General features: G+C 60.3%; 13 protein-coding genes and 2 tRNA genes. 5 read left to right on the top strand and 10 right to left on the bottom strand.

The window, feature by feature from the left end; all coding sequences use genetic code 11:
- Positions 1 to 192: 192 nt before the first annotated feature.
- The 7 genes from HMPREF3147_RS06335 to pgm all read right to left on the bottom strand — a co-directional run bounded on the left by HMPREF3147_RS06335 (position 193) and on the right by pgm (position 4,623).
- Positions 193 to 927, bottom strand: coding sequence for a fructosamine kinase family protein (locus tag HMPREF3147_RS06335; protein WP_070446101.1), 735 nt, complete (start codon positions 925 to 927; stop codon positions 193 to 195).
- Between the two features lie 34 nt (positions 928 to 961).
- Positions 962 to 1,037: transfer RNA gene (locus HMPREF3147_RS06330), tRNA-Ala, on the bottom strand.
- A gap of 22 nt (positions 1,038 to 1,059) precedes the next feature.
- A tRNA-Ala gene (locus HMPREF3147_RS06325) sits at positions 1,060 to 1,132 on the bottom strand.
- 89 nt (positions 1,133 to 1,221) lie between these two features.
- Positions 1,222 to 1,977 carry a DsbA family protein gene (locus tag HMPREF3147_RS06320; protein WP_070446100.1) on the bottom strand — a complete coding sequence of 252 codons (756 nt, stop codon included), beginning with the start codon at positions 1,975 to 1,977 and terminating at the stop codon, positions 1,222 to 1,224.
- Positions 1,978 to 2,036: 59 nt separating this feature from the next.
- Positions 2,037 to 2,504 (bottom strand): MauE/DoxX family redox-associated membrane protein, encoded by a 468-nt coding sequence (locus HMPREF3147_RS06315; protein WP_070446099.1) that lies wholly within the window; start codon positions 2,502 to 2,504, stop codon positions 2,037 to 2,039.
- A 17-nt stretch (positions 2,505 to 2,521) separates the two neighbouring features.
- Complete coding sequence (locus tag HMPREF3147_RS06310; protein ID WP_070446097.1) at positions 2,522 to 2,983, bottom strand: MauE/DoxX family redox-associated membrane protein; 462 nt, start codon at positions 2,981 to 2,983, stop codon at positions 2,522 to 2,524.
- A gap of 23 nt (positions 2,984 to 3,006) precedes the next feature.
- On the bottom strand, positions 3,007 to 4,623 hold the full coding sequence (gene pgm, locus HMPREF3147_RS06305; protein WP_070446095.1) for a phosphoglucomutase (alpha-D-glucose-1,6-bisphosphate-dependent): 1,617 nt from the start codon (positions 4,621 to 4,623) through the stop codon (positions 3,007 to 3,009).
- Positions 4,624 to 4,707: 84 nt separating this feature from the next.
- Between pgm and HMPREF3147_RS06300 the strand changes: the two genes are divergently transcribed.
- On the top strand, positions 4,708 to 5,025 hold the full coding sequence (locus HMPREF3147_RS06300; protein ID WP_070446093.1) for a fluoride efflux transporter family protein: 318 nt from the start codon (positions 4,708 to 4,710) through the stop codon (positions 5,023 to 5,025).
- Complete coding sequence (locus HMPREF3147_RS06295) at positions 5,022 to 5,381, top strand: FluC/FEX family fluoride channel (RefSeq protein ID WP_070446091.1); 360 nt, start codon at positions 5,022 to 5,024, stop codon at positions 5,379 to 5,381. The genes HMPREF3147_RS06300 and HMPREF3147_RS06295 overlap by 4 nt, the downstream gene beginning before the upstream one ends.
- Before the next feature lie 36 nt (positions 5,382 to 5,417).
- Here the strand turns inward: HMPREF3147_RS06295 and HMPREF3147_RS06290 are convergent, their stop codons facing one another.
- A complete protein-coding gene (locus HMPREF3147_RS06290; protein WP_070446088.1) occupies positions 5,418 to 7,964 on the bottom strand; it encodes an ABC transporter permease in 2,547 nt (848 codons plus the stop codon).
- Positions 7,965 to 7,967: 3 nt separating this feature from the next.
- Positions 7,968 to 8,708 carry an ABC transporter ATP-binding protein gene (locus HMPREF3147_RS06285; RefSeq protein WP_070446086.1) on the bottom strand — a complete coding sequence of 247 codons (741 nt, stop codon included), beginning with the start codon at positions 8,706 to 8,708 and terminating at the stop codon, positions 7,968 to 7,970.
- Between the two features lie 93 nt (positions 8,709 to 8,801).
- Between HMPREF3147_RS06285 and HMPREF3147_RS06280 the strand changes: the two genes are divergently transcribed.
- A complete protein-coding gene (locus HMPREF3147_RS06280) occupies positions 8,802 to 9,659 on the top strand; it encodes a phytoene/squalene synthase family protein (protein WP_070446083.1) in 858 nt (285 codons plus the stop codon).
- Between the two features lie 5 nt (positions 9,660 to 9,664).
- Positions 9,665 to 11,179, top strand: a complete 1,515-nt coding sequence (crtI, locus tag HMPREF3147_RS06275; RefSeq protein ID WP_070446081.1) for a phytoene desaturase family protein — start codon at positions 9,665 to 9,667, stop codon at positions 11,177 to 11,179.
- On the opposite strand, the gene HMPREF3147_RS06270 is transcribed toward crtI, so the two are convergent.
- On the bottom strand, positions 11,176 to 12,078 hold the full coding sequence (locus HMPREF3147_RS06270) for a DUF2262 domain-containing protein (RefSeq protein ID WP_246815735.1): 903 nt from the start codon (positions 12,076 to 12,078) through the stop codon (positions 11,176 to 11,178). The genes crtI and HMPREF3147_RS06270 overlap by 4 nt on opposite strands.
- A gap of 85 nt (positions 12,079 to 12,163) precedes the next feature.
- Between HMPREF3147_RS06270 and mgtE the strand changes: the two genes are divergently transcribed.
- On the top strand, positions 12,164 to 13,528 hold the full coding sequence (gene mgtE, locus HMPREF3147_RS06265; RefSeq protein WP_070446076.1) for a magnesium transporter: 1,365 nt from the start codon (positions 12,164 to 12,166) through the stop codon (positions 13,526 to 13,528).
- The last annotated feature ends 182 nt before the right edge of the window (positions 13,529 to 13,710 follow it).

Below are 13,710 nucleotides of genomic sequence, written 5' to 3'. Positions count from 1 at the left end.
CCAAGTCCGGCTTCACGTGCTGCCGGAAGCAGCAAGAGCAACGGGGATTCTTAAGCCCTTAAAGGCGAACCCACCGACCAAACCAGTGTTGACGGGCTAGCTGTCGAGCGCCACGGAAATGCTGGAGCCCGCAAAGCGCGTCCAGAGCCCCTTTCCTTTCAACCCCGGCAGAATCTTCGAGCGATCACGCGCTCATCGCAATGCCTCAAGGGTGGCACGCGCAGCCTGCTCAAGCGGAGCATAGTAAGCCGGACCATGCGTCATCGAGTGAACCGCAAGTGGGTGCAACTGATGCATCGGCACCCACTTCCGGTACTCCTCACCCGCCCCATAGCCCCGCAGTATCTCGTCATAGTAGGGCGTTCCGAACAGTTCCAGCATGGCCAAATCCGTCCACGGATGTCCGCCGTGCGCTGCAGGGTCAATCATGACCGCCGTGTTCTCCTGGAACAAAACATTTCCTGCCCATAAATCACCATGAATTCGTGCAGGCTCGATGTCCCAGTCCACGGCGGCTATAGCTTCGGCCGCCATATATACGCTGTCCCGCAGCCCCTCCGGAAGTCCTTCTATAAATGGCACCACCCGCTGTTCTGCGTAGAACTCACCCCAGGATTCACATGGTTCGCAGGGTTGTTCCACGCGTCCAATGAAGTTCGCACCTTCCCACCCCTCTGGCGGTGCGCCGAAAGCTGGGGCGCCTGCCTGATGAACCTGCCGCAGCGCTTCACCAAACGCCCGCGCTGCAGCAGCACTCGGTCGCGCCTGCGCTACTCGACGCGTACTAATCGTCGAATCCGTTAGCCCCGCAACTTCCACCACAACGTCCTTTCGTGCGGCTGCTAACCAGCGCAGGCCCGCAGCCTCCGCCCCGGCTTGATCGGCTCGTGCTACTGACTTTGTGTAAACATCCATGCTCCCCAGCATAGAAAAAGGCCGCCTCTGCGAAAGAGACGGCCGATGGTGGAGCTAACGGGATTCGAACCCGTGACCCCCACACTGCCAGTGTGGTGCGCTACCAACTGCGCCATAGCCCCAAGGCAATATTGAATTTTAAAGTGGAGCTAACGGGATTCGAACCCGTGACCCCCACACTGCCAGTGTGGTGCGCTACCAACTGCGCCATAGCCCCTCATACGAGGTGCAACCTTTGTGATTGCAACTCGTATCAATATATCGTCTCCCTATTCACTCACCAAATCGCGAGTTGGGGCGCTAAATTTACTTCTCAGTAACGATGTTGACCCATTCCATGATGGAGGTCTTATCATCCTCCGGGATATCCTTGCCATCCTTGATGATGCGCGGCGAGGACACGCTACCGGTTTCCTTTTCAAGCTTTTCGTAGTTCGAGGTCACCACCGGGTTACCTTCACCAACCTTGGCTTCCTTGATGGCCTTCACCGTGGCCTCATCGGCACCCAGGATCTGCGCAGCATCAGCGAAATCCTTCATTTCCCACTGGTTGGCCAGCTTGGACTGGTTCTCCATGAGGTACTTACGCAGGTTCCAGTACAGCGTGGCGTCACCGGACTTTGCCACCTGCTCCATCGCAGCCGCAGTCTTGGAGGAGTGTCCCGTGTTGGACTTGATGCTCTCCAGTCCGTTCGGGCTGCCATCGAGGAAGTTCAAGGTACGCACGTGCACGATGAGCTCACCCGCATCAATAGCGTCCTTCATCTGTCCGTCGGTCTCCTTCGCCAGGTCGCCACAGTGCGGGCAGGAGAAGTCCTCATACAGGTCTACCTCGGTAGCGTCCTTGGGGGCATCCGGCGCCTTGAGCGTCACCGCGTTGTCCGCAAAGCTCATCTCCATAGAGACTGGCTCAACGGGATAATCCTTCAGCTCATCGGTCTTTGCACCCCGCCCCTGATAAACGATGTAGCCGATTACCACAGCGATAATGACCAGCAGAACAGCGAGGCCCCAGACGAATCCACTATTACTCTTGGAGTTGGGGTCTTTGACTGTACTCATTGAACAACCTTGCCTTTGATGACGTTATTTCGAATAGATGGAAAGTCTACACACCGTTGTTAAGGGTGCAATGCAAACTTGGTGAAAGGACGCTTGATCGTCCACACCATTAAGACAGAATAGAAGACATCACGCAGCAGTGTCATCATGTAGTTCATCACTTGCGCGTCCTCATCAGGGCTAACGGAGAAACACCCGCAGTCAATCCCGAGTCCCCGCGCCCATGCCTGCGCGATGCCGATCATGAACAGAACGAGGACAATCTGCCCCACCCACGCCGATTGACGCAGGAACAGCCCCAGCAGGAGCAACAGGCCGCCGCACACTTCAAGCGGGCCAATCAGATAGGACAAATAGTGGGACCACTCTGGGGTAAAGATTTCATATGCCTTGATGCTTTGCGATACCGCGAGCTGGTCCGACAGCTTCGACGCTCCCGCTTTAATCCACACATAGGCCATATAAAATCGCGCAAACGCACTGATAACGTCCAGCACGAGCGTTGCGCTGATCTTATTTTTAAACACGGGATTAGCCTAACAAGTTACGGGTGGAGAGCGTAACGACGATATGGACGCCAGATCGTCCACGCGGTGAGGATGAGGAAGAAGGCGTCGCGAAGCAGCGTCAGCGCGTAGTTCATACCTTGGCTCACGTCGTTGGGGTCATAGCCAAAACACCCACAATCGATGACTAACCCACGCGCCCACGCCTGAGAAATGCCCACCATGAACAGGACTAGGACCACCGCAGCGACTGCCGACGCCTCCCTCAAGAACAGGCCCAGCAACAGCAGCAGCCCTCCTACAATTTCAAGCGGTGCAATGAGGTAGGCCAAGTACTCGGACCATTCCGGGGTGAAGATGCCATAGGCCCGGATGGCCTGTGCCATCTCCATCCGGGCGTCTAGTTTCTGTATGCCGGCGATAATCCACACGGCGGCCATACCGAATCGGGCGAGCGCGCTGGCCAGGTCAAGCACCGAGGCGCGTTGTGTGGCTGTCATAATCCATTAGCCTAGCCCTGAAGTTAGCCTCCCAGAACCTGTGACACCAGCGCTTGCGCCTCCTGCTGCACCTGCTTGAGGTGTTCTTCGCCACGGAAGCTCTCAGCGTAAATCTTGTACTTATCCTCCGTGCCGGACGGGCGCGCGGCAAACCACGCGTTCTCAGTCCTCACCTTGAGGCCACCGATCGCCGCGCCGTTGCCCGGCGCTTCGGTGAGCTTAGCGAGAATCTCCTCACCCGCCAGCTCAGTGGCCGTGACCTGCTCCGGGGAGAGCTTCTTCAGGATTGCCTTCTGCTCACGGTTAGCTGGGGCGTCGGTACGCGCGTAGGCCGGTGCACCATATTCCTCTGCCAGCTCCGCGTAGCGCTGGGACGGAGTCTTGCCCGTCACCGCCAGGATCTCGGCGGCCAAAAGATCCATGATGATGCCATCCTTGTCGGTGGACCACACCGTACCGTCGAAGCGCAGGAAGGAAGCGCCGGCGGATTCTTCACCGCCGAAGCCCAGGGAGCCGTCGACAAGCCCCGGCACAAACCACTTGAAGCCCACCGGCACCTCAACGAGCTCACGGCCCAAGCTGGCCACGACGCGATCAATCATCGAGGATGAGACCAAGGTCTTGCCCACCCCGGCGTTGCCCCACTGGGGGCGGTGGCTAAACAGGTACTCGATGGCCACAGCCAGGTAGTGGTTCGGGTTCATCAGGCCCGCATCCGGGGTGACGATGCCGTGGCGGTCCGCGTCGGCGTCGTTGCCCGTGGCCAGGTCGTACTTGGAACGGTTATCCACCAGTGACGCCATGGCATCCGGGGAGGAACAGTCCATGCGGATCTTGCCGTCGGTATCCAACGTCATGAAGCGGAAAGTGCCGTCTACCTCGGGGTTCACCACCGTCATGTTGAGTTCGTAATGCTCGGCGATGGCCGCCCAGTAGTCCACCGAGGCCCCGCCCATGGGATCCGCTCCGATGCGCACGCCGGCGTTCTTGATGGCTTTCATGTCCACGACGTTCGCCAGGTCCGCAACGTAGTTGTCCACGTAGTTGTGCTTCACGCAGCGCTCATCCAGCACGCCGTCAACCGCCACGCGTTTCACGCCCTCGAGCCCGGCGCGCAGATAGTCGTTGGCCTTGGCGGCGATCCAGTCGGTGGCATCGGTATCCGCCGGGCCGCCCGTTGGCGGGTTGTACTTGAATCCGCCATCGCGCGGCGGGTTATGAGACGGGGTAATCACGATGCCGTCGGTGCCCGGGTTGGTCAGGATGGCGTGGGAGACGGCCGGAGTTGGGGTATAACGGCCACGGTCATCCACGCGGACCTCCAGCTCATTAGCTAAGAGGACCTCGAGGGCAGAGACCATGGCGGGCTCGGACAGGGCATGAGTATCGCGGCCAATGAAAATGGCGCCCGTGGTGCCCTGCTCGGCACGGTAGTCCACGATGGCCTGGGTAATCGCCAGAATGTGGGCCTCGTTGAAGGCGGTATCTAAAGCGGAGCCGCGGTGCCCGGAGGTGCCGAAGGAAACCTGCTGATCGGGGTTATCAGCGTCGGGGGTGCGGGTGTAATACGCGGTGACTAGCTCTGCGATGTCAATGAGATCGGAAGGCTGGGCTGGTTGGCCGGCGCGCTCGTGTGCCATGGTGGGATTCCTCCTTGGGGATGTGGATACACCCTAAGCTTGCCTGCTTCACGCTGGTTTCGCATCCCAATTAGGATGGTGCCTATGCCACAGATCCTTCTTGTGGGCTGCGGAACCGCGCTCGGGGCGCTGGCCCGCTTTGGCCTTTCTTCGCTTCTCGGGGGTGGCGCGCTGCCGCTGCTGCTCATCAACGTTCTCGGCAGCGCTGTTATGGGCTATGCCAAGCCTCCGGCATTCTGGGGCACAGGTTTCTTAGGCGGCTTCACCAGCTTTGCCGCTTTTGCTTTTCTCACCTCCGGCTTCGGCCCGGCGCAGGCGGGGGCCTACGTGCTGGCGACGGTCGTCGGTTGCACCGCGGCCTACCTCATGGGTGACCGCCTGCAGGATCGGAGGCACGCATGATTCTCTCCATCCTGGCCGTACTCGCCGGTGGCTTTGTCGGTGGCTGCGGGCGCTACCTGCTCACTCGTGTGCTGCCTTCCCCCACATGTACCTTTGCCGCCAACCTCATTGGCGCAGCCGTGGCGGGCGTGGCCTACGGCTATGCCACGCATGCCCACACCCCTGAGTATTTTCTCCCCCTGCTAGCAGCCGGACTCGCCGGCGGGCTATCCACGTGGTCCACGCTGGCCAAGGAACTGGGAGAAATGATAAAGGCCAAGCGCTGGTGGCGCTTGGCGCGTTATCTCTTCTGGACCATCGGCCTGGGAATCGTGGTGGCCTGGCGCGGAGCGTGGGTAGGTTCGCTTCTCGCCTAACCTACCTCGCACGCCCTTGTGCGGCCACAGGCTGTACTAGTCAGCGATGGCGTCCAACGGTGGGGTCTGTGCCGCGCGCTGCGCTGGCCATAGCGCTGCCAGCACACCGACGATTCCGGAGCCCACGAACATGACCGCGAGCATCAACCACGGAACCGTCGCGGTATCGAGGCCTTCGTCGGAAAGCACGGAGATGAAGGACCACCCCATCCCCAGGCCCATGAGGATGCCCATGAGCGCACCGAAGAGGGCAATCTGTACCGATTCCACGGTGATCATCGTGCGGATCTGGCGGCGCTGGGTACCCACCGCGCGCAGCATGCCGATTTCTTGTCGGCGTTCGATCACACCCAGCGTGAGGGTATTGACAATACCCAAGACCGCAATGACCACGGCCAAAGCCAGTAGCGCATAGAGAATCGTGAGCATCTGGTCAATCATGCCGGCAGCCTCGCCGGCGTATTCCTCACTGGTGCGCACCTGCACCACGACGAGGTCTTTGACGGACTTCTCCAGGTTGGCGCGCAGTTTCTCCTTGTCATAGCCCTCTTCCGCGTTCACGGAGACCACCATGACGTCGAGACTGCCGGGGTCAACAACGTCCTCCGCCGCGGACTTGGACACGGCCAGACCCGAAAGCATCTCAAAATGCTCATACGTGCCGAGGAGCTTCACCTGCGCGGTGCGGGAGGGATCCGGGCCAGCCAGCTCATAGGACTGACCGACTTCCCAACCCTGCTCCGCAGCCAAGCCGGCCTCGGCGATGAAGCCAGGCTCCTCGCCCGTGTTCACGGCGCCTTCGACCACGGTGAGGTTGAGGATGTCATCGGCGTTGCCATCGATGACCTGGCTTATCAACATTTCCGGGCCATAATTTATCGAAGCCTGGCCATCCACCTGTAGTGGCGCAGTACTCATCGCTACGACCTGGCCAGCGCCCTCGGTATCGCGGGCACGCTGCGCCGTCTCGTTCGGCGTCGGGAAGTTTCCGGACGTCGGACCGGACAGCAAGAAGTCCGCGTGGGCATCCTGTTCGACGGCATCGGCAACCGAGGCTTTCATCGTCGCACCCAACATGCCGATCGAGGTCACCAGCGCCACGCCCAGCATGAGAGCGAACGCGGTAGCCGCGGTTCGGCGCGGGTTACGCGCCGAATTCGTCGACGCCAGCTTGCCCACCGCACCAAAGGGCGCGCCAACCACGCGGCCGATCCCCGGAACGATAGGCAGGGAGATGGCCGGGCCGGCAAGGAAGAAACCAAGGATTAGGTTGAGCGCACCGAGGCCCACGAGGGAGGCGCGGATGCCTGTGGAGGCATCAACAAACACTCCGACAAGCGCGAAGATGATGCCTACAACCAGCAGCAGCCCGCCCAGCACGCTGCGCACGAGCAACGAAGAACCAGCCGCAGACTCGGTGGTGCGCATGGCCTCCACGGGTTTCACCGCACCCGCCCGGCGCGCCGGCGCCCACGCGGAAATGATGGTGACCACGGCACCCAAAAGCAACGGCACGACGACTGCGCTAACGCTCAGGCCCAGACCGCCGCCCATGGGCATGTCCTTGGCTTCAAAAACTGCCTTGATGAGTGCCACCAGGCCCATGCCGGCGATCACGCCCACGGCAGAGCCCACAAGGCCCACGATGAAGGCCTCTGTGACCACCGAGCGCGTAATCTGCCCACGGGAGGCGCCGAGTGCACGCAGGAGTGCGAACTCCTTGGTGCGCTGAGCCACGATCATCGAGAAGGTATTCGCAATGATAAACGTGCCCACCAACAGCGCGATGAGGCCGAAAGCGATAAGGAAGTAGTTGACGAATTTCAGGGCAGAGGAAATCTGATCCGAAAGCTCATCGGCCAGCTTCTGCCCGGATTCCGCCTTGACCTCGAAGGTTTCATTGAGGTGCTCCACGAGGGCATCGGCGTCGACGCCCTCGGCCGCCGCGACCTTCAACTGGGCAGAATTGCCATAGCGCTCGACGAAGGCCTCGTGGCCCATGAGCAAGGTCAGGCTGGGGCCTTGGTCCACCGCAGGCTTGACGACGCCCACGACCTTCACCTCATCACGCTGGTCCGGGTGGACCACGAGGAGAGTATCGCCGACGTGGATACCGAACTCTTCAGCGGCGGAATCATTAATGAGGACTTCGCCGGTCCCGTTCGGCTCAGAGCCTTCGACAAGCGTGGCAGGCTCACCGACGGACTGCTCCTCCGGGTAGTAGGGCTGCACGCTGGAGGTGCCCCCACCGGTTTGAAAGGCCTCGGCGTCCTTGTTTGCCACCACGACCGTCTGGCTGCTTTGCATATTCACCGCGCGCACATCGGGGTCGGCGGCGATGTCATCGCGCATCTTCTGATCGAGGTTGGGGCCGCCCTCCTTCTGGCTCACGGCCGCATCCACGCCCGTAAACGCGGTAGATACCGCGGAGTCGAAGGTGCTCGAGAGCGAATTGGTGAACATGAAGGAGCCCGAGATGAACGCGGTGCCGAGCACCACCGCCAGCAGGGTCAGGGCAAGACGCAGCTTATGAGCGAGAATGTTGCGCACGGACACCGTGCGCATGGTGTTCTTTGTGGCCATGTTCTAGCCCTCGATTTCTGCCATCACGGCGTGGATGGACTCCATGGTTGGGTTGGTGAGTTCATTCACGAGGCGCCCATCAGCAAGGAAAACCACGCGGTCTGCGTAAGAGGCTGCCTTGGCATCGTGCGTGACGATAACGACGGTCTGACCATCCTTGTCCACGGCGGTGCGCAAAATGTCGAGCACCTCGGCGGAGGAGTTCGAATCCAGGTTGCCGGTCGGCTCATCGCCGAAGATGATCTCGGGGCGCGAAACCAGGGCCCGCGCGCAGGCCACGCGCTGTTGCTGGCCGCCGGAGAGCTCTGCTGGGCGGTGATTCAAGCGCTCGGACAAGCCTAGGCGGGAAGTGACCTCATCGAACCACTCTTTATCCACCTTGTGGCCAGCGATATCGGTGGGCAGCGTGATGTTTTCTGCCGCAGTCAGCGTGGGCACCAGGTTGAAGGACTGAAAGATGAAGCCCAGTCGGTCGCGGCGCAGGGCCGTAATATCCTTGTCACTGAGCTGCGACATATCGGTGTCACCGATGAAGGCCGAACCGGACGTCGCCGAATCGAGCCCCGCCATGGTGTGCATGAGGGTGGATTTGCCGGAGCCCGACGGGCCCATGATGGCGGTGAAGGTGTTGCGCGCGAACTCAACGTCGACGTGGTCCAACGCGGTGACTGCGGTGTCTCCCTGACCGTATTGTTTGAACAGGTCAACGGCGCGAGCCGCAGCAGTCATCGTTGGGGTGGTCATGGACGTGTTCTCCTTATAGATGGGGAAAGTAACGTCACTACCCTATCTTGCCTCGGGTTAAATGTGTGACGCGTGTGGTCTAAAATATGCCCCATGCGCACATCTCTTTCCGCTCTGGAACATTATGACCGCTGTGCCGAAGCATCCGCGGCTCAGATCATGCGCCACTACTCCACCAGTTTTTCCCTGGCCACACGGCTTCTTCAGCCGCGAGTGCGCATGGACATCCGAAATTTATATGCCATGGTGCGCACGGCCGATGAGATCGTCGACGCGGGACTCGATCCCCACGACGCGGCCGCGCTTCTCGACGCCTACGAAACCACCGTCCGCAACGCCCCCTCCCAACGTTTTCACGCCGACCCGGTCGTGCACGCCTACGCGCTGTCCGCGCGGCGCTGCGGGTTCCAGGACGAACACATTGCAGAGTTCTTTGCCTCCATGCGTTGTGACCTCACGCGCACCTCCCACACAGCGGAGTCTTTTAAGACCTATGTTCGGGGCTCTGCAGAAGTCATTGGGCTGCTATGCCTGGATACTTTTTATGCCGGTGCACCTCGGCCTGACGGCGTCGAAGAAGGAGCGGAGCGCCTGGGTGCCGCGTTTCAGAAGATCAACTTTTTGCGGGACCTGCACGAAGACTCTACTGAGCTGGGCCGCGCTTATTTTCCTACGCTGCGTGAGCCAGACAAACTCGATGAGGAAACGAAGGCCGCGATCATTTCTGATATCCGCGAAGACTTAGCCCATGCCCGCACGGCCATGGACCTGCTTCCCTTTGGCTCCAGGGTGGGGGTAGCCGCAGCGGCGGCTCTTTTCACGGAGCTTACGGATCTCCTCGAGGCCACTCCTGCGCATGAGATCATGACTACCCGCGTCAGTGTGCCCGCTGCGCGGAAAGCTGTCCTCATCAGCCGCGCTGCAGCGCACGCGGCACGGAATAAAGGTTAAAGAACATGAGCAAACATGTTGTTGTCATCGGCGCTGGTATTGCAGGCCTAGCCTCCGCTGCCTTGCTGTTGCGGGAGGGGATGCGGGTGACGGTCGTCGACAAGCAACGCAGCGTTGGTGGACGCGCGGGAAGCCTGGCCGTGGATGGCTTCCGCTTCGATACCGGCCCCTCGTGGTACCTCATGCCGGAGGCCTTCGATGAGTTTTTCCGCGCCTGCGGCACCAGTACCGAGCGCGAGCTGGACCTAGTGGACCTCTCCCCTGCCTACCGTGTTATCAACGAAGACGGCGCGGCCCTCGATATAGAAACGGGCGTGGATAACGTAGCAGAGCTTTTTGAATCCTTGGAGCCGGGCGCTGGCGACAAGGTGCGCGCGTATCTCTCCCGGGCCTCCGACGTATACGCCATTGCCCTGCGCAACTTCTTATACACCACCTTCTCCCGCCCCACGCAGCTTCTCAACAAAGACGTCCTCACCCGGCTGGGCTCGCTCGCGCTGCTGCTGACTCGCTCACTAGATACGCTGGTGGCCGCCCAGTTTAAGGATTACCGCCTGCGCCAGGTCCTGACTTACCCCGCGGTGTTTCTCTCCACCGAACCACAGGCCGCGCCGGCACTGTATTCCTTGATGAGCCACACCGACCTGGTGGAGGGCGTGCGCTACCCCTTAGGAGGCTTCGCGGCTGTTGTCGACGCTATCGCGAGGCAAGCAGCCGGCGCCACCTTCGAGCTTGGCACAGCGGTGGTAGCAATCAACCACGCGCACGGGCGCGCGACGGGCGTCACGCTTGACGACGGCCGCATGATCCCCGCCGACGCCATCGTCTCCGCCGCAGACCTGCACCACACAGAAACCGCTCTGCTTCCCACGGACCTGCAAACGTACCCGGAACGCTACTTTGCCCACCGTGACCCTGGCCTGGGCACCGTCTTAGTCTTCCTCGGTGTGAAGGGGGCCCTTCCGCAGCTGGCACACCATACGCTGCTATTCAGCACAGACTGGACCCCCGATTTTAGGGCCGTCTACCACGGCCCTGAGCCGTTGCGGCCGTTGGGTGCCTCGGAGTCGATCTATGTTTCAAAAACCTCTGCCACCGATTCCAGTGTGGCTCCGGAAGGCTACGAGAATCTCTTCATCCTCATTCCCGTTCCGGCAGAAGAATCCTATGGCCATGGCGATGCCTACGGCGCTGCGGAATCTCCCCGCGTTAGCGCCATCGCCCGTGCTGCCGTGGCGCAGCTGGGGTCCTGGATGGGGATTGAGGATCTGGAGGAGAGGGTCGTCGTCAAGCGCACGCTCGGCCCCGCCGACTTTGCCGAGCAGTACAATTCCTGGTCCGGCGGCGCCGTGGGCCCTGCCCATACGCTGCGCCAGTCCGCATTCTTCCGGGGCCGGAACCAATCCCGTAAGCTGCCCAACCTGTACTACGCCGGTGGCACCACGGTCCCGGGCGTGGGCGTGCCCATGTGCCTGATTTCGGCCCACAACGTCCTCACGCGGATGCGTGAACAGTACTAAGCGTCGAGCTCAAGGGATGCAGGCTTACCGTTGCGTCTTACCTTCACTGTTACGGGGTGACCGCCAAAAAGATAGCCATCATCAAACTCGACGCTGAGGTTGCCACGTTGAGGAACCTCAACGGCAACGAGAGTAAGTTTGGCGTATACGTCGCTGGTAGTAAGTTCCGGCGCCGGGACGCTGTTGCCCTCGGACACGGCGACGTCGTGGCGCCAACGGTTGGCGGCTCGGAGGGCCTTTGCAGCAGCAAAGCGCTGGGTCTCCTCGAGGAACTCGGAACTGAGCACCTTGTTGATCACAGAGAGCGGTGCCTTGAATTTTCGCTTGAGATTCGTACTCTCCGCGAGAAGAAGCTCCTCCCCTTCATACACGATGCTGATATCAATTCCGAGTTCTTCTGCTCTACCTTCGAATGTGTCTGTACAGCGGTCGAGCACCAACGGACCGAATGTGGAATCAAGCCCTACCGGAACGTCAATCCGGGCAAGAAGCTGCTCCATGGCTGCATCGGCTACATCTGGAAGAATCTCCCAGATATCGACATAGTGCTCTTTGCTCCTCTCGTGGAAGTGGTGGCTACCCCGAGCATGAAACACCCTGAAAGGCTCAAGTTCTGTAATTTCACGCGGATCCCACAGCGTTTTTCCTGCGACTGTCTGGAAGAGCTGCGGATAGCGCACTGCGATGTCGCCAGTAATCAGCTCGCCTTCCGGCAACAGCTTTAAAGCAACTCCAGGCAAGCTCATGAGCTGAATGTGCGTTTTGTCCTCAGCATAAGGATCATCACTCACCGATTTCTTCGGCGCGGCTGCCACGACGAAGAGAAACTCTGTTTCTTCGAAGCTCAGTATCGTTTTAACAACGTCATGGTCCGAAAATTCACGGTAGAGGGAAAGCATGTCGCAATAGTACATCTGCGAAAAGGCCGTGCAGCGCTGCATAGCGTAGTCTGAGGAGGTTGACGTCGAGTGGAAAGGCGAAGCGATGGCAGAAACTATTGAACAGGCCAGCGAGACCGTAGAGGCATGGCTGAAGCAAGAAGACGCTATTGATCCTAAAAAGGCCCCTCGCCTCCAGGAACTCTTAGCTCGCGTTCCCCGTCAAGAGCTCATCGCGATTGTAGAGCGCCAGAATGCGCTCCGCGCTGCGCTAGCCCTCCGCCTGCTGCCACGGGAAAAGTCCATCGCGGTCTTTGATGCGCTCGATGCAAAGCACCAGGCGGACATCATTGATGAGCTGGGGAATGCCGATGTTTATGAATTCTTCGACGAGTTGGATCCCGAAGACCGAGTGGCGCTCTTGGATGAGCTGCCCGCCGAGATTGCGGATCGCCTCCTCCGCTCACTCACCCAGACGCAGCGCGATGTCACCGGAGTGATCCTTGGCTACACGAAGGGCTCCGTCGGCCGTCGTATGTCGCCCGAAGTGCCCGACATTCACCCGGAAATGAGCATGGAAGATGCCCTGCGCACACTACGCGATACCGCCGATGAACTGGAGACCATCTATACCGTTCCGGTGACGCGCAAGGACCGTCGCCTGGTGGGCGTCGTAAGCCTGCGCGATCTCTTCACCGCGAAGCGAGGCGTGCTCATTGAGGACATCATGAAGGAACCGGTTTATGCGCGTGCGACTGCTGACGCCGAAGAAACCGTACGGTGGTTCTTGCCCCTCGATATGCTGGCGCTGCCGATTGTGGATGATTCCCACCGCCTCGTTGGTCTTCTTACGTGGGACGATGCCACGGACATCATGGAGGAAGCGGACAGCGAGGACTCGGCTCGTTCCGGTGGTACGGAAGCGCTCCAGCAGCCTTACTTGTCGACGCCGTTGCTCAAGCTCGTTCGCTCCCGCATTCTCTGGCTGCTCGTGCTCGCTGTGTCAGCGCTGTTGACCGTGCGGGTTCTCGATTCCTTCGAGGACACCCTGGCCAAGGCGGTCGTACTTTCTCTGTTTATTCCCCTCCTCACTGGCACGGGCGGCAATACAGGAAACCAAGCGGCTACTACAGTGACCCGTGCGCTCGCGCTTGGCGACGTCCGAACGCGCGACCTCCTTTCCGTAATGTGGCGCGAGCTGCGCGTCGGAATGCTGCTCGGCGCCGTACTCGGACTGGCTGGTCTCGTCTTGGCGACGGTGGTCTACGGCCTCGATATCGGTATCGTGATCGGCTCCACCCTGTTTCTTATTTGCTCGATGTCAGCGACCGTTGGCGGCCTCATGCCGATTGTGGCCAAGACGGTTGGTGCGGACCCTGCTGTGTTTTCTAACCCGTTCATCTCCACGTTCTGTGACGCGACGGGCTTGATTATCTACTTCTTCATCGCAAAATCGGTGTTGGGGATCTAGGGCATCTAGCCCACTAAGACCCGCTAAGCTCCACCGCGCGACCTGCCTAACTAACTGCCTAACTAACTGCGGCCGCGCTAGAGCCTCACCATCTTCCTGGACACAATCCTTGGCGCGCGCTAGAGCAGCCGAGCTTCCACCTGTATGGCACCGGCGGCACTTACTATGTGGTTGCCGATGTG

The organism is Corynebacterium sp. HMSC05D03 (assembly GCF_001807205.1).
Taxonomy (GTDB): domain Bacteria; phylum Actinomycetota; class Actinomycetes; order Mycobacteriales; family Mycobacteriaceae; genus Corynebacterium; species Corynebacterium aurimucosum.
The sequence above is the reverse complement of the archived record's forward strand: the minus strand, read 5'-3'. Positions and strand labels throughout refer to the sequence as shown.